Origin of the sequence: Vibrio sp. 10N.286.48.B8, from assembly GCF_003050085.1 — a bacterium.
GTDB classification, from domain to species: domain Bacteria; phylum Pseudomonadota; class Gammaproteobacteria; order Enterobacterales; family Vibrionaceae; genus Vibrio; species Vibrio crassostreae.
The window spans coordinates 167976-191461 of record NZ_PIGD01000010.1; the positions used below are offsets into that span (position 1 = coordinate 167976).

Below are 23486 nucleotides of genomic sequence, written 5' to 3' on the forward strand. Positions count from 1 at the left end.
CACTTTACCTCTTTTTTGAGCAACGAGAGTTAAATAAACGACTGTTATCCCTTAGCCCTATTCAGGCATAAACGAAAATACTAATTGCTCCAATTCTAAGCCTAATTTGATGAATTCAATATCCAAAGAATAAAAGCCTTTATCAAGCTTAACGGAGAGCCCCTCAACTGAAACTGTCTCGCCATTAGTACCATTCACTGATAGAGACATCGCATACACGTTATTGAGACTTAAACTACACGCAGATTGAGCCAAAGTGCCGCTATCATAGTTAACAATACCTGCACATCGATACACACCAGCCTGTTTAACTTCCAAAACAATGCTACGGTTTTCTCTGATATTAAGTGGTAATACTATTGCATGTTGCTCTGCCGTCAGAGAGCAAAAGTCTCCATCAGTTTTACTCTGTTGTTTATTAAGATTTTGGGTCGCCTCAAAGCTCTTAACTGGATCAAAAGCGACTAATGGGCGACCCATTGCTGGAGAGTCCATAATAAAACGACAAATATTCATCACGCTTCGTTGCAACTCCCCTAAGCTCAACGTTCCGTTTTCAAGCGCCTGTAACGTATCGTCATTCGACACGTTATTTTCCGCACCATCATGCTCAACAACCATATAAAGATCATTTTGAGAGCGAAGCATAAAGGATGTGTAACTTCGACTTTCAGAGCCACCTTTGATTGGGTCATTCATTTTTGCCCACCAATCCGTCATCACTATCCCTTTATAACCCCACTCCCCACGAAGAATCGTAGTATTGAGGTCGTAATTGGATGCAGCCCAGTGACCATTAATAGGATTGTAGGAGGTCATAACACTCGAAGCTCCTCCTTGTTTTACCGCTATTTCAAAAGGCTTCAGATGAATCTCACGAAGTGCTCTTTGAGATACAACACTATCAACATCAAACCGTGACGTTTCTTGATCATTCGCCACCAAATGCTTGATTGTGCCAGATACTCCTGCAGCTTTAAGACCAAGAGTTTGAGATGCTGCCATTACCCCTGAGAGAAATGGATCTTCTGAGAAATACTCAAAATTTCGACCATTCAAAGGGTGGCGGTGAATGTTAATCCCAGGACCAAGCAACGTATCAATATGATTGGCTTGCATCTCTTTCCCCACTAAATGAAATAGTTTCTCATTCAGTTCCGGGTTCCATGTACAGCCTAATAATGTACCAATTGGGACTTGAGATGCTTTATGTCCGCTGTCCATTCGGATACCAGACGGACCATCAGCAGCTGCAACGACAGGGATGCCTAAATCAAACAGGCTCGGCGAAACACCCCCAAAAGCAGCAGCAGTACCTGGCGTCACCCTAGGGCTACACATACCTTCCCCACGAACAATTGTCGCTAACTGCTTTACGGTCATTTGCGAGATAAATTCGTCAATGTTCGCTCGCCCCTGCTTAACATCCAGTAAACGAATGCCCGTATCTTCACCAAGAGGAATAGAGCTTGGAAGCTCACTCAGAATACGTTTACTCAAATCAATAGTTCGCAGCGGCACAGATTCGTAGTCGCAACTGTAAACACCATTTTCCTCGTTGCCTTTTGGGATCAACCTACTAAATCCGGTGACAGGAGCAAGTGCTTCCGTTAATTGCTCAACAACTATTAGCTCATCCACTTTTATGCTTTCGTCAACTAGCCTTGCTTGTCGAACGCTGCCTCCTAAATAAAACTGATATTCCCCAGCTTCAAGCACATAGCTATTTGGGTAACCTGTCTTACCACTATCATCAAATGAAGCTAACGAAGATAGAAGAAATGAAACCTTCACACGTGCTGTTTCGTTTGGATCCAAAGTGGGTGTTTTTGCAAAGCCTGTAAGTGCTCTAGATGGCTTACCCAGTTGACCTTGAGGTGATTCAACATACAGTTGAACAACATCCTTACCACTGTATTTCTCGCCTATGTTTTTAACTTCAATATCGAAGACCAACTCTTGTTCAGAGCCGGAACCAAGAATCGTCAATGCATTTAATTTATTGGAAAAGCGGGTGTAGGACAGCCCAAAACCAAATTCAAATTGAACAGCTTTAGGATTGAAAGTTTCAAAATACCGATACCCGACATAGATATCTTCTTGATATAAATTCCGGTCTTTGCTTCCAAAATTCGAGCTCGAAGGGTAATCAGATAAAGAGTGCGCAATCGTGTCGGTCAAACGTCCACTTGGGCTAACATCACCAGATAAGACATCCGCAAGAGCATGCCCACCTTCCATACCTGCAGCCCAGTTATATAAAATCGCCTTGAGCGAACTTGTATCTTTTAGTGAGCTTACCCATGACATATCAATAATGTTGGTCACGTTCAGTATCACAATGACATCATCAAAATGTTCGGTCACTTTCTCCAACATTTGCATTTCGAGCACGGTTAAATTGTAACTGCCTTGCTGCTGTGCATTATCTTGATCCTCACCCGCCGTTCGACCGATAAAGATAATGGCTTTGTTAGATTTGGCGGCGGCATCCATCGCAACAGAAGTTGAAAGAGGCATTTCATCTTGAAACCAAGGTTCAGCTGCCCAACCACCACCGCCGTCATTGAACGGGTTGTCCTTGATCCAACGTTGGTATACCTCCACCAAACTGAGATTAAGATTGATGTTTGGATTTTCATACAAGCCCTGTAATGCATTTACGGAATAAGGGACATTCACCGCTCCACCAGATCCACTGCCACTTCGGTAGGTATCAATCTGACAACGACCAAAAAGAGACACCGTATCATTAGCCTGCAATGGCAATATTGAATCACTATTTTTTAGTAGCACAATGCCCTCAGCAGCCGCTTGTCGACTTATGGGTGCAAGCTGCTTCTGTGCTTCGAGAATTTCCACAGTATTCATTTTGAGTCCTACTATTTTTTACTTAGAGCAAAAGTTTTGCCTCTCGCTCTAAAAGTTAATATTGTCTTTGTTCAAAAAATAGTAATCTTAACTACGGCGTGTAACTACCAAATAAGCGACAGAAGTAGGTAAAATAGCGACATGAAAACCAAGTTTAGACTCCAAAGTCATCAGAGATATCCTCAGATAAAATTTGCCTATGTCGATGGTCATCACGATTTCGACTTTGACGTACATAGCCATGACTTTTCTGAACTTTTCTTAGTTGTGAGCGGTAGTGGAAAGCATACGGTAGCTAGCCACACCTACCCTTTAAGTACAGGAGATGTATTTGTTATTAATGGGGATATTGAACATGGATTTTGCGAAGTAAATAAACTGAAGATTGTAAACTTGATGTTTGATACGGCATTGCCTTTTTTTGAGGTCTCTTCAATGCGTCAAATGCCAGGCTATCAAGCGCTTTTCAAGGTAGAACCAATTGCTCGACAAGCATCTGAATATCAAGCAAAGCTTACGTTATCACTTTCTCAGTTGAAACGAATTAATGGACTTCTACAACAAATCAAATCGGAATACGACAACGCAGAACAGGGGTTTGAAATCATATTGACGAGCACAATGCAGCAACTTGCGATAGAACTTTCTCGGCGATATCAAGAACAGACCCATAGCTTACCAAAAACAACCTTGGCATTGAGCCGTGCTCTCGCACATATTGACCGTCATTACAAAGACGTGGGATTGGATACAGAAGCTATCGCGCAAGCGGCTTATATTAGTAAACGACAACTAGAAAGGCTATTTAGGCAATTTTTAAATACATCCCCAAATCAATACCTCAAAGGCCTTCAAATTAGACATTCGGCAACCTTATTATTAAACGACAACAAAAGCATCCAACACATTGCTGAGTCTTGCGGCTTTTCTGACAGCAACTATTTTTCCAAGTGCTTTAAACTTCAAAATGGATGCAGCCCTCGAGAATTTAGAAATCAACATGCTTGCCATAACTCACAATCCTTTCCCCCTTAAGCCTTAAAAGATTAGATATACCACACATAAAAAAACCGCTTCTTTCGAAGCGGTCGATGAGTATCTTTGGCAAGAACACACTTGAAACGACATTCAAATATGGAAGACTCATAGCAATAAAAATGAAACTCTTTGTGCTGCTAGGAAAGAGCTCAACTATTGCAATAAATAGGGATATCGGGAGCCTTGCCCGCCCTAAAGGCAAGGCCGTCATACCACTCCCCCGGTATGCTCGATATCACTTAAGACCCGAAGGTAAAAATTCTACCACCACATGTCAGCTTGAATACCTACAACAAAGTCACCCTCTTTACCCGTGCCGTCTTGCATTTCACCATCAAGGTAAGATGCCATGAAGCGAATTTCTGGAGATGGACCGAAGCCAGAGTGCACAACTAGAGTCGGTGCTACTGTTAGCTTGTAATCATAAGAATTCTTTGACTCACCATTACGGTCTTCGTAGTTGTACATATAACCAGCTTCGGTAGCGATAAAGAAGTTTTCTGAAATTGGGAACGTTGGTCGCACCATTGCTGATACCCAGCCGTCTGTGTCACCATTGTCAAAATCGTTGTACTGGGTTTGAAGAGAGTGGAAAATATTCACACCATTTTCAAAAAAGTACCCACCCCATGCTAAAGCACGTAGTGATACATCGTTTTCATCAACAGCCTTCAAACAAGACGTACCACAACCCGTGCCTGTCGTTAACCAACTTTGATAGTCACTACCAGGCTTGTACGTGTTGTAAGTCGTAAGAGTACCGCCTAAAAGGTTACCCGAACCTAAGCCTTTACCAGCCTGCGCGATGTATTTTGTAAAACCTTTATCTGACAACCCAAAGACAGACTCAGTGTGAACAATTGCCGTCATTTCATAGCCATTCTCAGCGAATGCTTCTGGGCCATTACCAAAACCTAAATCGACCATATTGTCTGGCATATACTTAGCCATAGCGTGAAGCTCAACACTGCCAAAGTTCACGCCAGCATGAAGTGCATGCATGATGTTGTTGCTGTCACCCCAGAAACTTGTATCGCCAGAGTCATCGCTTGCAATATAAGCAAAGTCCCACTTATTGCCACCTAGCTCAACACCTTCAATACCAACACCAGTACCTGACATATCCGTGTAGAAAAAGTCGGTCATAAAGATGTAATTATCTTTACCATAAAAGCGCTTACCACCCCATACAACACCGGTTTCAGATACACCTTCAAACTCGACAAAAGTTTCTGCCATACCAATTTCGCTGTTGGTTGCATCGGCATTGGCACCAAGTTGGTTAGTTGCATATTCCGCATTATTGGCTGCAGCTCGTGTTTTGATTCGAATTTTCTGACCACCGTCATTCTCAAAATTTTTCTGCAGTGCTACTTCAAAGTGGCTATCCGACTCAACACCCAATCGACCTAAACGCTCTTTAGATGCTGGGAACTTTGCTCGTTTAAAATCGTCATTTTCACTGAATAGAACACCAGCACGGAAATAGCCGTGAAATTCAAATCCATCCGATTTTTCGGCATATGCAGCAGGTACAGTAGACAAGCCAGCAGTAGCGACTAAACAAGCAAGGGTAAGCTTAGAAAGTTTCATAATAACTCCATGTTCCAAATTATACTTTCAAAAAGAAAGCGCTTTCTTTATTTTTCTTAAAAAAACCAATCGAACAGATTTAAAGAAGATCAAATCTAAGCCCACATTCACTATGCACTCTTAACCTTATTGGCTTTAACCGCTCAGTTGGTATGGAAAGAGTATAAATGGATCTTGTGAATATAAACCGTGATCAACCCCACCAAAGAAAGCGCTTTCTTATGCATGAGTCACAAAAATAGAGATGTTAAGTATTTTGTTTGAACAATCATGGAACCAAGTAAAATATCACTGTTCACATATTAAGGACGAATTACTCCGTTCAATCACTCAGAACCTGTTTCGGAATACATCGTCGATTATCTTCCTGGAATGCTCGTCGAAATAAAAAAGGGAACATACATCGTATGTTCCCTTTATATTCAGAATTTTATTCAAACCCTTTTGTTAAAACGCTTACTTTTCAAATCGAATATTGTCTAATTTAAAACTCATTTCTCCTTGAGGCTCAAACACTAAAAGGTTAGTGATCGTTGTTGGATCAGCTTGATTCCCACCAGCAAAACGGTTGTCTCTCTTTAAAATGTCAGCGATTGGAATACGTACCGTCTTCCATTCATTGATTGCTGATAGCGGCACGGTATAGTCACTTGTTTTCGGCCAGCCACTGTCCATCTTAACCAATAGTTCAACCCCGTCGGCCATGCTCTCAACTTTCAAATCAAAGACCAGTTCACCCGTTTCTTGCCAATGTGTCACATCTGTTACAGGAGAACGAAAATAGATATTTCCTGATCCTTGATTCTTATTTACTTGTAGCACTGTTCCACGATCTGGTTCGGTCACTTCTTGATAGTCAACAATATCCAATGGGTCATAACTTGCATAAGCCAAGCTTGCGTTAAGAGTTTCGGTAAAAATCTCCAACGTTGGTCCATCAGCATAACTATCATCGGTTGCTAAGATCTCTGGAACTTCGTGCCCTATCACTTGTATTGCATGTTCAGAACGACTTGCACACCCTTTTCCTTTCCAACGATCAACCTTACAACGGTAAACCTTTACTGAATCAACTAGCATTGTTTTCGGAAACAAACCTTCGTCGATGCCTTTATCATTTGCGTTTGCTGACCACGCCCCACCGACGGCCAAGTTCAATAACAAATGAAACTTTTCATCAAACGGAGCTGCTCCACTCGCATTAATGAGTTTCCCTTCTTCCGCTTCATATTGGCTGTACCAGCCCTCTTGAGTTTGAGTCGCGTAATGAATATTGTCTACATACCAACGAATTTCACCTTCTTCCCACTCAATCGCGTATATATGGAAGCCCTCAGTAGGGTTCACACCATTTGGCAATGTCGCGGCTTGCCCTTTATAAACATTGTCTGGCCAATTTCGTCCGTAATGTAACGTCCCGTAGACCCGGCTCTCTAGAGCATCATTTTTCGCTCCCGCCGCATCTGAAAGTGTGTTTAGGTTAACCGCTTCCATAATATCGATTTCGCCAGAAGCAGCCCATGTACCATATTTATTGTCGGTTGGCAGCATCCAAATCGCGGGCCATGAACCTTGTCCACCGGGTAACTTTGCTCTGATTTCATAACGGCCATATTTGGTGTCACGCTTGTCTCTTGTACTTAGCCTCGCAGAAGTATAAGGGAGTGTTTTAGTTGCTCCGCCAATCGTACCTTCGGCATTGTCAGGCCCAGTATGACTTTGCTTCAGCGCGACAATGTGTAAAAAGCCATCTTTAACAAATGCGTTATTAGGATCATCCGTGTAGCACTGTTGTTCATTGTTCCCTCCTCCCCAACAGTTCACTTCTAATGACCAATTACGTTTATTTATTTGCTCGCCTTCAAACTGGTCTTCCCACACCAATTGCCAGTCTGAACTTAAAGTAACTGGAGCATGGGATAGCACAATCGCTTTTTCAGTTTGAGCTAAGTCAGCACTTTCGGATACCGGCAGCTCTATCGCCGTGCAGCCAGACATCAAAGCGGCAGAAATAAAAGACGTTAATATCTTTACCTGATTGGTTAGATCTTGCATTACAACTCCTTGTATCACGACTTTCTAAGCAGGCGACACGTAATATCGGAGCCCATAACAGAAAGTCGATAAATGAATAAGTCCGCGAGCATGGACCCAATATGCCATGCACGACTGTTTCAAAATGAGTATATAAAAGTGCATAGTTCAAAAAAGAGACAACGCTCACCTTAAGAAAGCGTTTTCTTGTTGGATTTCACATTTTGCTAAAATTCGTTGTGGTTTGTGTAGATTCTCAAGAATTTTTTGACCTGATTATCTGCATAACACCCTAGAATCCCTTTTATTCTCAGGCTTCTATTTTTTCTAGCTTACAACGAAGCTCAGAAAAACAGATTCACTTTTATCACAATGCAAAGAAAGCGCTTGCTTGATATTTGAACGAGTATATGGAAATATTCGTGACCTTACTTTGTATGCTTAACCTTCAAATTTAGCGTTAAGCAGTTCAGAGTTTTTAAATATTAATCATTGGATTGCTAGGCTCTTATTGATCACGAAGGTAATATAGCTTAGTTCACTCCTTGTAGAGATAAGGCCACTACCATTGATCACCATTAAAGAAGTATCTGAACTTGCTCAAGTTTCTCAATCAACTGTCTCACGAGCATTAAATGGTCACCCTACGGTAAAGGAAGCCAATCGCGAAAAAGTATTCAAAGCTATTGAGCAACTGGGCTACAAGCCTAATGCGTTTGCACAAGCTCTAGCCTCCAGTCGTTCAAATAGCATTGGCATGCTAGTTGGTTCGCTTGATGGGCCTTTCTATGGACCATTAATGCATACAGCCGAAGATACCGTTCGCCAAAATAATATTCACTTAATCGTTACAAGTGGCCAGGAATCACGAACCAAAGAGCTCGATTCTATCCAGTTTTTGCAATCTAAACTTGTGGATGGCCTCATTGTTCACTCAGACAAGCTCAGTGATGACGAACTGATCAAAATAGCGAAAGACAGTGAAACAATGATTGTTCTCAACCGTTTTATTCCTGAGATTTCTGATCGCTGTATTTACATTGATAATGAGCTTGGTGGCTACCTTGCAACGAAGCACTTACTTGAGAACGGCCATAAAAAAGTCGCTTGTATCACAGGCCAGTTGAGTAAAGTTGATAGTAGAGATCGCTTTCAAGGGTATCGAAATGCCTTGTTAGAGTTCGGTATCGAATACGACGCAGGGCTGTTTGTAGAGGGACGCTTTGATCATCAAGGCAACCACGAAGCTGCGCGACGCTTGTTAGACCGAGACCCTGAGATCACCGCGATTTTCTGTCAAAATGACAATATCGCGCTTGCTGTATATGACGTAGCAGCAGAGCGAAACCTCATTATTGGGCGAGACCTTTCAGTCGTAGGCTTCGATAACGATACTCATAGCCAGCATATTCGTCCTCGCTTATCGACGGTCGACTTTCCAGTTCATGAGATGGGAGAAGAAGCTGCAAAAGGTGTTTTATCGTTAATTAATAAACGCGACTACCCATTGAAGCACAAACTAACCCCGACATTGATTGTAAGAGAGTCCGTGGCTAAGCTTTGATTTTTGTATATCAAGCACCCCATTTTTTACACTTAAAAGAAAGGCTCTAAGTATTCACTTAGAGCCTTTTTATTTCACTTTAAATTAGAATTAGAGTAACTGGTGCTTTGACAACACGACAACGACTTTCTCAATAAGACCACTACGAGAAAAGAGCTGTGAAGCCATTTCATGGTTTAGCGTTAACGATGCAAATGCCTCACTTGTTCCGTCTTTAAACTGAACTTCAATACCCTGTGTTGGCTCATCATTGAGTTGGTAAATAAACGGTACCTGACAGTAAGTAAAAGCCAGTTGCCCAGCCTGAACAATAAAGCTCTGCATTTGTCCTTCAATATTTTGGCAGTCAAAAGTCGCCGCTTTTTGTAAGAACTCTTTAGGACTAAGAAGTGAAGGGTTAATTACAATTGTGCCATCAACGACCTCTAGACCTAGCTCTCCAAAACGAGTAATTACTTCTTCCTTAACTTGCCCTGTCATCCCTGGCTGCTGTGCTCCAGAGTGCTTTGGCGTATGAGAATACGGATCCGTCGGAAACGCACCGTAGTTTTCCGGCGTTTTGTTGAAACCAATACCAGCTCTCACTTTGTAATAGTAATCCGCTAATTTAAGAGTTTCCTGGCTATTAGAGTCCATACTCCAAGCATGCTGATAGTTTTCTTGCACAGCTAGCAGCAACTTAGAAACCATATGCCAATAGATACAACCTAAACCTTCATAACCAAACATGGTTCCCGAACGCCCAGTAAAGGCTTTATGGTTGAATACACGCTCATACAAACTAGATACATGACAAAATTCATCATCACTAATTGACGGGTAACCGGCTTTAATTTCATCAATCGCAGCCTGAAGGAAACCTTTGTTTTCAAAGCTTGAATTGAAGTGGTAAGAACCTTTGCTGTCTTGGTTTACTAATCGGTTATCTTTGGCAACAACCATCATGCTTAACAATTTGCTCTGGTCAATGTCTTTAGCGTCTAAACAGTTTTTGTCCATAAAAGAAGCCAGCTCACGGTCAGGGTAAAGCATGAAGCTATTTTGATCAGCACGATACATGTCACTGGCAAACAATTTATCCAACAACTCAACCGCTTGTTTAGGTGATAATAGACCCGAGCTCAATACTGCAACTTGCCCTTCTAGCATCGGGTAAAGCTCTTCAACCATTAAGCTCTCACCAGAACAACTCAAGATATTATACGCATTGTACAAACCGTCTTCACGCAAGTTGTTTGCAATCGTAGAATCTAGGACTTTTAAGCTCGCGCCCATCAATTGAACAATCGCTTCTTTCTCAACTTTCGTTTTCCCTGAGAATCCATTTACTCGGTACACGCGCTCACGATAATTAGCAGCGGATTTAGCCAGCTTAGTCAGCATTGCTTTACGAGTTTGACGAGTGACCGTATCTTGACGAATCTCTGTATTTGCCTCTGAAACGATCTGTGTAACAGAAGACATCCACTCAAACACTTCTTTGGAAATACTGTATGACGATGGTGACTTCTCTAACAGGCGCTGCATAAAGGCAACATAGCGACGCATGTAGTACAAGGTTACCATTGAGAGGCCGTTGCCAACGATAGCGTTGTTTGCATCATTCCATTCTGGACGTTGTGTATTGAGCCAAATACCACCATCAAGCACTAAGTTACTCAATTTCGCCAACAAAGGGACGAGTATCTTCTCCATTAAGTTGACCATATAAACTTCTTGGTCACCCGTCATCAACAAGCGACCGTCACTGCCTAAGCTCTTTACACGTTGCTCTGTCAATTCCTGCAAGTCTTGGTTGAACTCTACGGTATCTTTAGGGTTATCAAAGAGGCCTTGAACTCCACAAAGCTCGTAAGGCACGTTGGCATAACTAAAAATGTCACTCTCTAGTAATTCGATAAGATCGCTTTGCTCAAATTTGTCTGCCAACTCAAGGAATTTTAATAGATAAATGATTTGATGATCGCCCCAGTAACCAATGTTACTCCAAGGATCATCCGCCTCTAACAGCTCCCAATCTACACCATCTTTAGTAATTCGATACGGATTGTAACCATCCACCGTTGAAGCATTAACAAACTTAGAGATGAATGATTTGATGAACCCTGGATAACTAAGAGCCATCGCTTCCCAGTTTTGGAAAATATCACGCCAGTTGCCTTGATAAGAAAGTAAGCGTTCGCCATTTTCATCTTTAAGCTTAATCTCATAGTGGTTCCAAGGGCGACTAGGGTCACCATGACGACGTCCAAAAGTAAGCGGTAGATACTCGTAGCTCAATCGAACTAATTGAGAATCCTCTGTCGCTTTAGCGCGCGAAACTAATTCAGAATGGCTGAAAACATCCCCTAACTGATCAAAAAAGTCTTGATGGCGGCCAGCTACCTGAGAGTTGGCCTTTTCCATAGTTTTAACTACGTCAACCTTTTCTAACATATAGCCGTTTTCAAACACGCCACCACGCATGTTATTGAACAACACATTGGCATAATGGTGAACGCTGGTATTTTCTTCAGCTGTTATTTGCCACGCATCCGCGCCAGACATTAATGTGATCAATTCATCTTGATTATCTGCAACGCTCTTTTCTAAAGCTAGTGCTAGGTTAGCAGGAACAGAGAGCTCAGATTGAAGCTGACAGATATCGGAATGAGTCTTGTCTATATCAGCGACAATCGACCAAACTTTGGTTTGATGTGCTCGCAGCGTCAGAGACTTATGAACTAAATAGCTCCCTCTAACCCCTTTCGTTAAAGGTTCACTTTTAACCGCTCGACCCTTTCTGAACGCATTAACTTGAGCACTCGTCAATAAAATTTGGCTGCTTTCCGTTTCTAAGCTGAAGACTGTCGTCGCTAGCAAAGATTCAGCAGGGTCGGCTCTATCGCTCAATTTCGCGTACATGCTGAACAGAGCTAATGAACTACCATCAACTTGTTCATTCCACTTGTACGCATCAACTAATGCACTTCTTGTTTGAAGAGCTGATAACGGAGCGCCTGAAGGAAGTATATTTTGTAAGCCATCTAGTGCTTCGACTTTACGCTCAAAGCTCGCGAGGTTGGTCAGTTTTGAACGACGAATAAAGCCGTATTTTTCACTCGTATTCCAGCTGTATTGGAACTGTAGTTGCAAAGTATGGTTTATCTCTTCAAATACAATCTTGTCTCCAATCGTATTTTTATAAAGATTGCGTTCAACATCAAAAATACCATCATGGAATGTATTAAACGGTTCCCAAAGTACAACCTTGTCGCCATGTTCAATACGGAAGATGGATTTTGAGCCGGTGTTTTCCGCATTTTCATGAATATGGTCAACAGACTTGTAAGGAAAAAGCGCATTTTCCGGACGAATGCGTCCAGCTGAAAGGCTGCCTGTTGATGAAATAAATAACCAGTGATCGCTCGACGATACAACGCTAATAAAGAATGGCGTCATTTGGTCAACATTAGAGATTTGGTAGTAACGCTCACCATCTAAATCAACGAACTTGCCATCGACCTCTGGTGTTGAGTTGTAGTCTTGTTTCATATCAAAATTCCAAAAAATTCTTACACTTAAACTTTGAAAGCGCTTTCTTTTGCGTTTCAAAAAAGGATTTAAAGTTTACAAATGATGGCAACGAGCAAAATGCTCTTCTGCAATTTGAGTCGGTTCTGGTATTGATTGCGTGCAAAGTTTATCGGCTTTCAGACAACGGCTTGCGAACGGGCAGCCCACGCTACTTGGTTTCCAAGAAGGGATATCGCCTTTTTTCACGTTCATGTCACGCTTGCCCGATTTCCCGACTTCTGGCACTGCTGACAACAACAGCTGAGAATACGGATGTTGTGGGTTCTGAGTGACGTTGTCGCTATTGCCCCATTCGACCATATGTCCTACATACATCACCGCCGTTTTCTCAGCAAAATAACGCGCTGTCGCAATGTCATGAGTGATGTACATGAAGGAAATACCATGCTTATCCTTCAAGTCAGCCATTAGGTTTAAGATTCCTAACCGCACAGACACATCAAGCATAGAGATAGGTTCATCAGCTAGGATAACTTCAGGGCTAACAGCAATTGCGCGTGCAATTGCGACACGCTGTCGTTGTCCACCACTTAGTTCATGGGGGTACTTCTCTGCGGTCTCTTTAACTGGTGTAAGCCCAACCATTTCAAGCAATTCATAAACGAGGTTCGGAATCGCTTCTTTTTCTGCTCGTTTATGGATAAGTAATGGTCGCGCAATATGGTGGTAAATCGTATGTACAGGATTCAACGAGCCAAACGGGTCTTGAAAAATCATTTGCACTTGGCGTGCATATTCAAGCTCACCATATTTTTCAATATAGTCAGACAGAGGCTCACCTTTGAATTCGATATCTCCAGCCGTCTTATCGTAAATTCGGGTAAGAATTCGAGCTCCTGTGCTTTTCCCTGAGCCAGATTCGCCAACAATCGCTAATGCTTCTCCTTTACGAAGATCAAATGAAACATCATTTACGGCTCGCATCATATTGCTTTTGACTGACTGACCAAGTGGGAAATCTTTTACCAAATTCTTAACTGATAAGATAACTTCGCTTTTATCAACGTTCTTTAAAGTATTCATAATCTTTCGCTCAAACTAGGTGACAAGATACGTGATGCCCAGTCGCAATAGCGCCCAAACGAGGCTCACTTTTAATGCACATTGAAATGCATTCGCCACATCGCTCTTGGAAGTTGCATCCTTGAGGTGTATCCAAAAGGTTGACAGGATTCCCAGGGATCCCGTAGAGACGTTCCTTTGGCCCATGAATAGTCGGGAATGAAGAGATAAGCCCTTTTGTATAAGGGTGCTTAGGTTCACTAAATACCGTTTTCGCATCACCTAATTCAATAAGGTTACCCGCATACATCACGCCAATTCGATCAGCAATTTCGCCCATGAGGCTTAAGTCGTGACTAATAAACAGAATAGAGAAGCCAAACTTACTCTTAAGCTCATACAGTTCATTCAAGATTTCACGTTCAACCACTACATCAAGTGCCGTTGTTGGCTCGTCCATGATGATCAGTTTAGGTTCCAGCGCCAAAGCAATCGCAATAACAACTCGCTGACGCATACCTCCACTCAGTTGATGGGGAAAGCTCGACATTCTGTCGCCATGAATCCCAACCGTTCCTAACAGCTCGACCGCACGATCGTGAGCCTGTTTATAAGGTATTTTTCTGTGCGCTAGAATAACGTCCGTTAGCTGCTCACCGATGGTAATGACAGGGTTAAGTGAGTTCATTGCGCTTTGAAAAACAATAGAAACGTCATTCCAACGGAAGTCACGTAACTGCTTGTTATTCATCTTTAAAACATCCTGCCCTTTGTAGAGTATTTCACCCTCAGAGATAAGCGCTGGTGCTTTGTGTAGGCGTGATATAGCAAAAGCCAATGTACTTTTACCGCAACCAGACTCACCGGCAATACCGAGCGTTTCACCGGGCGCAATGGAAATACTAACGTCATTAACGGCTCTTGCTACGCCATTAGGAGAAACGTAATCAACACACAGATTATTAATTTCTAATAGATTGCTCATTATAGTCCTCGGCGTTTATCTGCTTCTTTTTTAAGTTTGTGCCACAGTTTGATGTGTGGGCCCGTACGTAATTTAGGGTTGCTCACTTGGTCAATGGACATGTTAATCAATGCGAGTCCACCACCAGTAATCGCTAACGCCAATGCAGGAACCAGCATTTCCCACCACGCACCGGTATATAACGATGAAGAGGTCTGTGCCCAATACAGCATAGAGCCCCAACTCACTTCTGTTGCATCACCTAAACCTAAAATACCTAGACCAGCTTCAGAGCCCATTGCGTAGATAACCGTGCCTAGAAAGCCGCCAAAAACAATCGAAACTAAGTTTGGTAAGATCTCTACTAAAATAATACGGATTTTTGATTCACCCATAACTTCTGCAGAAATGATGAATTCTTTGCTTCTAATTGCCATGGTCTGTGCACGAATCACCCTAGCTCCCCAAGGCCAGGAGGTTATTCCTAACAACACGGTAATAACCAGCGAACCGACCTGCCCTAAGAATGCGGCGAGAACAATCAGCAAGGGCAACTGTGGAAACACAAGAAATACGTTAGTAACGAAGTTCAAGCGTTCATCTACTTTTCCACCAAAGTAACCAGATGAAACCCCGACGAGCACTGCTATTGTCATCGCGATTACGCCCGCAGAGATCGCAACAGTAAGCGACTTTCTTGCTCCAAATAGAACCTGGCTATATACATCACGCCCGCTACGAGTAGTGCCCATAATATGCTCAGAACTTGGTGCAATATGTGGACGTGCAACGCGCTTTTCTGGATTATGAGTCGATAATACAGGCGCAAATAACGCCCCAGCTAAAACAATCGTAAGTAAAAAAGTACCTATAATGGCCGGAGGGTTACCGTAGAAAAATGCGTAAGCTTTACCGAGAGTTTTCTTTACGTTTTTCCACGACCATTTTGGCTCACGTACTGGCATATTAGGCTGGTTAGCGGTTTTTTGAGTATCCATTAAATTATCCATCATGCGCCTCAATTCGAGATTCTAGGGTCAAGCCAGACATATAGGAGGTCGGCAATAAAGTTAGCGGTCAGTACCGCTGTCACCAAAATAAGAAGAATGGCTTGGATAAGTGGGTAATCACGAGCAACTATGCCTTTAAGAAGGATGTTCCCCAAGCCTTGGTAGTTAAAAACCACTTCGGTCATGATGGAGCCTGCGAATGAGAATCCGATTGCCATTGCAATAGCGGTCGCAACAGGAAGGATGGCATTTCGACCAGCATAGCGAGACATAACACGATAACTACTCAAGCCTTTGGCCTCAGCCATCGTTACGTAATCTTCACCCAACACATTGATCATCGCATTACGCATATTGAAGACCCATGTTGCGATCCCAACTAAGACCATCGAGCCCATAGGCAACACTGCGTGTTTAGCCACACTGGAAATAAACTCCCATGTAAAACCTGGCTCTAGCGATGGGTCATAGGTGTATGCCAGAGGCAATAGTTCAAGTTTTAGGCCGAAGAAATAGAACAACAGTAACGCGGTCACGATGTACGGGAAGTTACTAATAAATGCCAGAACTGGCGGAACAATTTGTCCAAATAGCCCTTCACGTCGATACGATGCATACGTACCAATACTGACACCAATGATAAGAGCAACAATCAGCGAACCAAGCGCTAGGAACATAGTCCACGGCAGTGCCATAGCAAGGACATCTGAAACACTTACAGGAAACATAAGCACTGAAGGTCCCAGATCAAGAGTGAATACGCTTTTCATATACGCGAAGTATTGTTCGAAAACATTGCCATCAACAAAACCGTACATTTCACGAACAGCATCCATTTGAGCAGGATCCATTCGACCTTGAGCTGCAGCGAAAAGAGCATCAACAGGATCTCCTGGCATTAGGCGAGGCAACATGAAATTAAACGAGATAGCGATTAAGAAAGCGGTAAAATAGAAGCCAAATCGGCGAATTAAAAACGACATAAAAATCTTTTAACCTAGGGGCTACAACCTAAGCTGTAGCCCTCTCAAAAATAACTTACTTAAGGTGTAGATTGTTGAGAATTATTACTCTCTTACCACCGTCGTACCATACTGGCTGTACGTATGGGTCTTTTTCACTTGGCCAACCAACAATATGTTTAGTACTGTATTGGAACCAAGTTGGGTTAGAAAATAGAGGGATAAAGGGAAGGTTTTCAGCCGTAAACTCCTGAAGTTCACTCAACACTTTCTCTTGCTGCTCTGCATCACCAATTTTGCCGAAGCTGTCGATCAATGCGTCGATTTCTGGTGAATTAACACCGTGACCAGCATGCCAAGTTTTTCCGATTCGAGACGTTGAGAAGTACTCTTGGTACGCCAAGATTGGATTTGTCGCTACCATTGACCAGTTAATTGACATGGTATATTTGCTTTCTTTCAAATTGCTGTCATATACCGCCCAATCCACGGTCTTAACGTTTGCTTTCACACCCACTTCTTCAAAGTATTCAGATACCATCTGAACCACTTGGATCCAGTCGGTCCAACCGTTTACAACCTCGATATCAAACTCAACCGTTTCCCCGTTTGCTTTGTCGCGGAATCCATCACCGTTTTTGTCAACTAAGCCAGCTTCATCAAGTAAAGCGTTTGCTCTTTCAACATCGTACTTAGTTAGATAGCCATATTTCTTAGATACATTTTTATCAATGTGCGTTTCGTATAGCTCACCGATGCCACCAGCATTGAAGTTTGCAGTCGGATAACCGTAGGCAGCAATATCAACGATAGTTTCACGATCAAGAGCCATAGAAAGTGCTTGTCGTACTCTTAGGTCATCAAATGGCGCTTCTTTGGTATTTACATAAAGGTGGATCGCATCATTCGCTGGATACCAAAAATGGTTATTTTCTTTATCCATATCGACAAATGTTGACTCAACGTCAGCAATAAAATTTGAACCCCAATCAATCTCACCTTTGATTAAGGCAGGTTGGATCTGAGAGTTGTCATTGTAAGAACGGAAGTTGATGCAATCTAAATAAGGTCTATTTTCTAAATAGTAATTTGGGTTTCGGCACAGCTCCATCTGTTGCGGTTTAATGTATTTAACCGTCGTCATTGGGCCACTACCTACCGGGTTAAGGTTGGTAAACGTTGTCAGCTCTTCAACTTTCGACCAAATATGCTTTGGTACAATATGGTAACGCTCTAAGTTCCAAGCAAATGTAGAATCCGCTTCCGTCAGCTCAAACAAGACGGTTCGCGCGTCAATAGATTTGATTTCTTTTAAATTACCTGAAGACCAAATACCTTTCTGGTCAAAAGCTGGTGCCTCTTTAGTCAACATAAAGCTAAAAACAACGTCGTCTGCAGTTAACTTTGAACCATCAGACCACTTCAAATTCTCTCGTAACTTAAGCGTCAATGTTTTCAGGTCAGTTGAATACTCAACCGACTCAGCCAGGCGATAATCAACATCACCTGTCATGTTGTTGAATACGACCAATGGCTCAAACATTACCCCATGCAGCAAGTCTTTAGTTGTATAAGGGTTAAAGTTTTCAACAAAGCCAGTATTGATAATTGGCACCGTTAGTGTGCCACCCTGCTTAACTTCATCTGCTTGTACAGAGGCTCCGAATAAAGCTCCAATGGCGAGCGAAGCAATCAATGTCTTTTTGTGCATCACGTTGTCCTTTTAATGATAATAACCAGAAAGAAAGCGCTTTCTTTTAACTTTAAAAAAAGGGGGTGTTTTCGTATTCACTATCGGCAACTCGCATCAAGAAACCGCTTTCTTTAGATGGATAATAAGCCGATAGAATGATTCTTCAACTTACATTTCGATGAAACGAACCATAGATCACAAATTTAGAATAGATTGAGAATAGAAATACACAACAGTGCCATTCGTCACATTAATTGTTCTCTAACACAAAAAATAATTTAAAAACAATAAGTTAAGATTCACTAATAGTGCCCCCATCGTCTTTCCTAATCGTCGAACCTCTAACCCATCAATGAACTTATGTGCTTTCTTTAAAATAGCCTTTCCGTCGCGATTCTCAACATACATAGACTGTATCTATGTATGATTCTCTCAAAAACAAAAGAAAGCGCTTTCTTGAACGCTAAACCTATGTCAGCATACCAGTCATAAAATGTAAGTTCCCCCTTAGGACAACTATGTTTAACTTTTGGAATGGCAATAAATCAGGTAAAAGACAGCACTATGAGTTGGAGCTAATTCATAGCTTGTTGAATTGGGATCCGAACGAACCTATTGTCGTTCACAGCGATAATACAGACTTTCCAAGAGCTGAGGATGAAGGAAATATATTCCGCAAGAATTATGATGTACTCGTCACGGTGGCGGGAAACCGTAAATTTGCTGATAAGCCTGCAATCAAACTCAACTCTCCAATTTGTAAAGGCTTATTAGGACACCGTATCCTGATAATTAGGGAACAAGATCAACCCACATTCCATAATATCAACAGCAATAAATTGAAATCACTTATCGCTGGAATTCCTGCGACATGGGCTGATGCTGAGCTGTTTAGAGAAAATGGATATCGAGTACTAGAGCAAGGAACGTTACCAGAGATTCTTAAACTTCTCTCAGATAAAAAATGTGATTATGTGTCACTCGGAGCAAATGAAGTTGAAAGCATATACCAAGAACATACCTATTCCCTGGATGGGTTAGTCATAGAAAAAAGTATTGTGCTTTATTACCCTCTTCCACTGGTCTTCTATGTCCACCCAAACAAGGCTCAACTGGCTCAATTACTTGAGGACAAACTGCAAGACTACAAACTCAGTGGTGATTTCGAGCTATTGTTTAACCAACATTTCGGGGACGTAGTGAGATCCATTGGATTAGAACATCGCAAAGCTATTAACCTCGTAAATAAGGACCTACCGCCAGAGCTAAGGTCATTTAACTCTCAATTCATCTCGTGATTATAAATAGAGGAGACTTAAAACAATGCACCTAGATTTACAACATTAGGTGCATCTGCTTTATGCTCCTAATGTCGATATCATCAAACCATAGGCAAGATAACTAACGGCTTGCTTTTACATATAGCGGTGGATACTCAAGTCATCAGTTTTTATATCACTAGCAGAGCCACTGACCACGCTTGCCAAGATCTTTCCTGAGCCACATGCCATTGTCCAACCTAGAGTTCCATGGCCTGTATTGGTAAATAGATTCTTGATAGGCGTCTCGCCGATTATAGGCGTACCATCCGGAGTCATCGGTCTTAACCCTGTCCAGTATTCTGCCTTAGAGAAATCCCCCGCCTGTGGGAAAAGATCTTTTATCACCATATCAATCGTGGCTTTACGTTTTTCAGGAATAAGATAATTGAAGCCAGCAAGCTCTGCCGTACCAGCAATGCGAATACGATCATCAAATCGCGTCATCGCTACCTTGTAGGTTTCATCCATAACAGTCGAGGTTGGTGACTTATCTGCATTCACGATCGGTAGTGTTAACGAATACCCTTTGACTGGATAAACCGGGATTGATAAATCCACTTGCTTGAGCAATTCACGAGAGTAGCTTCCCGAAGCTACCACATAAGCGTCCGCTTTGAATTCACCTTGAGTTGTCGTAATGCTCTTTATGGTTTGGTTCTGATGATTCAAACTTACCACTTCAGTATCAAACACGAACCTAACACCAAGTTGCTTGGCCTTCTCAGTCAGCGCTAAACAGAACTGATGACAATCACCGGTTTCATCATTAGGTAAGTATAAGCCGCCCACCAGCTTGTCTTTAACATCCGCTAAACCCGACTCCACTGACAGACACTGTTGAACATCAAACAGTGAGTGTTTGATTCCACTCTCTGTTAATAGCTTCATATCCTGCTGAATCGCATCGAGTTGCTTCTCGCTTCGGAATACTTGCAAGGTGCCTTTCTGCCTGCCCTCATAAGCCAAATCTTCACTGATTCTTAGATGAGTGAGACACTCTCGACTGAAGTTTGCCACTCTTAACATGCGTGACTTATTCACGGCGTACTTGGCTTCATTACAGTTGGCCAACATCTTAGTCGCCCAAGCCACTAATTCCGGAGAAAGTGACGGTTTCACCTTTAAGGGAGCGTGCTCTTGGGTAAGCCATTTCATTGCTTTCAACGGAATCCCAGGCGCCGCCCATGGTGAAGAATAACCGTAAGAAATCTGCCCTGCATTCGCAAAGCTGGTTTCCTTGCCACTACTATCTTGACGCTCAATAACCGTCACCGAGTGGCCCTCTTTCGCCAGATACCAAGCACTGGTCAACCCAATAACACCGCTGCCAATTACAATTACTTCCATTCTCTTCCCCTAATGCCCGACACAGCAAAACATGTCGAACACAGCTGTCTGTTTCAAACTACCTTCGTTAATAATTTGTAACTTATTCAGCACGCGTTGACTTAACAATGCATACAGTGTTGATAAAAAGTCAATTCAGTCGTAAATCGGGAGAATGAATATGGGAAGTGTGATGTTGGATGGTTATAAAGCTTTCAAGGGATCGGTTTATTACTAAGAGAAAGCCCTCTACGAGGATAGGAATACTGAACTATCGCGGAATGAAGTTAGGTGATGTGATTATGTGCACCAACCTACTTCAATCTAAATATTATGGGCGTCGTGGCTCAAGAATGTGGCGTTCTCGATGAGAAAGTCTAAAAAGGTTTCGGCTTGCAATGATAGCCCGCGGCCTTTGAGAGATTGAACTTTCACCGTCGCTTTAGAGAAAGTGTCGAGCTCAGTCGCAACTACTTCAATTTGTCCTGATTTGATCTCATCAAGCACCGTGAGTTTGGGCATAAAGGTCACGCCTAGGCCTGCCGAAACGAAGTTAGTTAGCGCGGTAACCGAGTTAGTTTGAAGCTTAGGTTGCAAAGTGAGATGAGAGTTTTGTTCAGCCTGCTTTACTAACCTCCCCATACCTGTCGAGTTGTCGATCAAAGCAACAGAGGCCTCTCTAACATCTTGCAGTGTCACAGGCGCTTCTTTCATCGTAAGGAAGTGCCCCTTCGGAGCAATCAATTCGAGCGGATGGCTACGTTCAACATGGGAGTGCAGTTTAGGATGAGGTGCAGACGCATAAGTGATCGCGAAATCTATCTGTTGATCTTCTAACATTTTCACGGCATCCAATGCACCTGCAATTTCAATCGATAAATTGATATCAGGGTATCGAGCCATGAAGGTTTGCATCGGTTTAGAAACCAAGTTAGTGATAAAACCTTCCCCAATCGCAATGCTAACGTTACCGCCCTTGAGGTTTTTCAACTTAGTTAGACGAGCCAGTACCGCCGTTTCACTACGAACTATGGAACGGTAGTAATTCAACAGTTCATTACCTGCTTCGGTTAACAGTGATTGGCGGTTGTTGCGCTCCCATACTTTCATTTCCGCTTGCGCTTCTAACTGTGTCAGCATTCTGCTCATCGCGGCAGGGTCAACATTCATCATCTTAGATGCCTTACGTAACGACCCATATTTCGATAAAGCATTAAGGTATTCCAGCGCGCGGATATTAAAGTGGTGCATTCGACTTCCTTGTGATTCAACTGACACTTGATCAAGCGTCTCACAAATTTGCTGCGAACATATATCCCAATCTATCAAGATCGTAATTGCTCTTACTAACTTGTGCACCGAGTCACTTCAAGGCACTACATCAAAGGCTGATATACGTGTTTTAGCTTGCTGTCGATAATACAAAGGCCGCCGTTTCACTACGAACTATGGAACGGTAGTAATTCAACAGTTCATTACCTGCTTCGGTTAACAGTGATTGGCGGTTGTTGCGCTCCCATACTTTCATTTCCGCTTGCGCTTCTAACTGTGTCAGCATTCTGCTCATCGCGGCAGGGTCAACATTCATCATCTTAGATGCCTTACGTAACGACCCATATTTCGATAAAGCATTAAGGTATTCCAGCGCGCGGATATTAAAGTGGTGCATTCGACTTCCTTGTGATTCAACTGACACTTGATCAAGCGTCTCACAAATTTGCTGCGAACATATATCCCAATCTATCAAGATCGTAATTGCTCTTACTAACTTGTGCACCGAGTCACTTCAAGGCACTACATCAAAGGCTGATATACGTGTTTTAGCTTGCTGTCGATAATACAAAGGCGACAACTTTCGTCATCACCTTTGTGGTCATGAATCAGATGCTAGTCTCAAGCAGTTAACAATCCGTCACTTCACTTACAGACCAACTGTAGTGGTACGCTGAATTTGGTCACTTAGTTAGAGGTGATATCATCACCTCATAAGTTAACAGGTGACACTATGACAAAACGTACAAGAAGACTATTTAGCGCTGAATTCAAATTAGAAGCGGCACAACTGGTTCTAGATCAGAACCACTCTGTGACAGAGGCTGCTCAAGCTATGAATGTTGGGAAGTCCACGATGGATAAGTGGGTTCGCCAACTAAAAGAGGAACGTCAGGGGAAAGCACCTAAAGCATCGCCGATGACGCCTGAGCAAATTGAAATACGTGAATTAAAAAAGAAGTTAGCTCGCCTTGAAGAGCATAATGAAATATTAAAAAAAGCCACGGCTCTGTTGATGTCGGACTCACTGAACAATTCTTGATAATCAAGAAACTCAAGCAGAGCCACAGCGTAAAAATATTATGTGAAGTGTTCAATGTTCATCGAAGCAGTTATAACTACTGGCGAAAACGTCCAGTAGAAATTGATGCCGAAACAGCAAAGCTCCGTAGTTTAGTTAGCGAGGCACATGCCGCAAGCAACGGTTCTGCGGGAGCGAGAACCATTGCTGACATAATAACGAGTCAGGGAACTAACCT

At 42.5% G+C, this 23486-nt stretch carries 14 protein-coding genes and 2 pseudogenes; 4 read left to right on the forward strand and 12 right to left on the reverse strand.

What is annotated here, in order from left to right; all coding sequences use genetic code 11:
* Positions 1–57: 57 nt before the first annotated feature.
* Positions 58–2871: a glycoside hydrolase family 3 C-terminal domain-containing protein gene (locus CWO08_RS13575; RefSeq protein ID WP_108020623.1), complete on the reverse strand. Its 2814-nt coding sequence runs from the start codon at positions 2869–2871 to the stop codon at positions 58–60.
* A gap of 141 nt (positions 2872–3012) precedes the next feature.
* Here CWO08_RS13575 and CWO08_RS13580 point away from each other — a divergent pair, with 141 nt between their 5' ends.
* Positions 3013–3906 carry a helix-turn-helix domain-containing protein gene (locus CWO08_RS13580; protein WP_108020624.1) on the forward strand — a complete coding sequence of 298 codons (894 nt, stop codon included), beginning with the start codon at positions 3013–3015 and terminating at the stop codon, positions 3904–3906.
* A 264-nt stretch (positions 3907–4170) separates the two neighbouring features.
* On the opposite strand, the gene CWO08_RS13585 is transcribed toward CWO08_RS13580, so the two are convergent.
* Both CWO08_RS13585 and CWO08_RS13590 read right to left on the reverse strand, forming a co-directional pair.
* Positions 4171–5502: a carbohydrate porin gene (locus CWO08_RS13585; protein WP_102432912.1), complete on the reverse strand. Its 1332-nt coding sequence runs from the start codon at positions 5500–5502 to the stop codon at positions 4171–4173.
* A gap of 456 nt (positions 5503–5958) precedes the next feature.
* Complete coding sequence (locus CWO08_RS13590; RefSeq protein WP_108020625.1) at positions 5959–7557, reverse strand: glycoside hydrolase family 16 protein; 1599 nt, start codon at positions 7555–7557, stop codon at positions 5959–5961.
* A 547-nt stretch (positions 7558–8104) separates the two neighbouring features.
* Here CWO08_RS13590 and CWO08_RS13595 point away from each other — a divergent pair.
* Positions 8105–9100, forward strand: coding sequence for a LacI family DNA-binding transcriptional regulator (locus CWO08_RS13595; protein ID WP_019821076.1), 996 nt, complete (start codon positions 8105–8107; stop codon positions 9098–9100).
* Positions 9101–9190: 90 nt separating this feature from the next.
* On the opposite strand, the gene CWO08_RS13600 is transcribed toward CWO08_RS13595, so the two are convergent.
* The 6 genes from CWO08_RS13600 to CWO08_RS13625 all read right to left on the reverse strand — a co-directional run bounded on the left by CWO08_RS13600 (position 9191) and on the right by CWO08_RS13625 (position 18325).
* Positions 9191–12634 (reverse strand): hypothetical protein, encoded by a 3444-nt coding sequence (locus CWO08_RS13600; protein WP_108020626.1) that lies wholly within the window; start codon positions 12632–12634, stop codon positions 9191–9193.
* Between the two features lie 75 nt (positions 12635–12709).
* Positions 12710–13699, reverse strand: coding sequence for an ABC transporter ATP-binding protein (locus CWO08_RS13605; protein WP_061018419.1), 990 nt, complete (start codon positions 13697–13699; stop codon positions 12710–12712).
* A gap of 10 nt (positions 13700–13709) precedes the next feature.
* On the reverse strand, positions 13710–14663 hold the full coding sequence (locus CWO08_RS13610; RefSeq protein ID WP_048659634.1) for an ABC transporter ATP-binding protein: 954 nt from the start codon (positions 14661–14663) through the stop codon (positions 13710–13712).
* On the reverse strand, positions 14663–15640 hold the full coding sequence (locus tag CWO08_RS13615) for an ABC transporter permease (protein ID WP_375071302.1): 978 nt from the start codon (positions 15638–15640) through the stop codon (positions 14663–14665). The genes CWO08_RS13610 and CWO08_RS13615 overlap by 1 nt, the downstream gene beginning before the upstream one ends.
* Before the next feature lie 20 nt (positions 15641–15660).
* Positions 15661–16635: an ABC transporter permease gene (locus CWO08_RS13620; protein WP_017071753.1), complete on the reverse strand. Its 975-nt coding sequence runs from the start codon at positions 16633–16635 to the stop codon at positions 15661–15663.
* Between the two features lie 55 nt (positions 16636–16690).
* Positions 16691–18325, reverse strand: coding sequence for an ABC transporter substrate-binding protein (locus tag CWO08_RS13625; RefSeq protein ID WP_102432915.1), 1635 nt, complete (start codon positions 18323–18325; stop codon positions 16691–16693).
* A 500-nt stretch (positions 18326–18825) separates the two neighbouring features.
* On the opposite strand from CWO08_RS13625, the gene CWO08_RS13630 reads away from it, so the two are divergent.
* A complete protein-coding gene (locus tag CWO08_RS13630) occupies positions 18826–19605 on the forward strand; it encodes an ABC transporter substrate-binding protein (RefSeq protein ID WP_102479776.1) in 780 nt (259 codons plus the stop codon).
* A 117-nt stretch (positions 19606–19722) separates the two neighbouring features.
* Here the strand turns inward: CWO08_RS13630 and CWO08_RS13635 are convergent, their stop codons facing one another.
* The 3 genes and pseudogenes from CWO08_RS13635 to CWO08_RS13645 form a co-directional block, all read right to left on the reverse strand.
* Positions 19723–20976, reverse strand: a complete 1254-nt coding sequence (locus CWO08_RS13635) for a D-amino acid dehydrogenase (RefSeq protein WP_102479775.1) — start codon at positions 20974–20976, stop codon at positions 19723–19725.
* Between the two features lie 303 nt (positions 20977–21279).
* Positions 21280–22206, reverse strand: a complete 927-nt coding sequence (locus CWO08_RS13640) for a LysR family transcriptional regulator (protein ID WP_108020627.1) — start codon at positions 22204–22206, stop codon at positions 21280–21282.
* A 160-nt stretch (positions 22207–22366) separates the two neighbouring features.
* Positions 22367–22624: pseudogene (locus tag CWO08_RS13645) on the reverse strand (LysR family transcriptional regulator); the annotation flags it as partial.
* 336 nt (positions 22625–22960) lie between these two features.
* Between CWO08_RS13645 and CWO08_RS13650 the strand changes: the two are divergent.
* Positions 22961–23486 (forward strand): annotated as a pseudogene (locus CWO08_RS13650) (transposase); the annotation flags it as partial.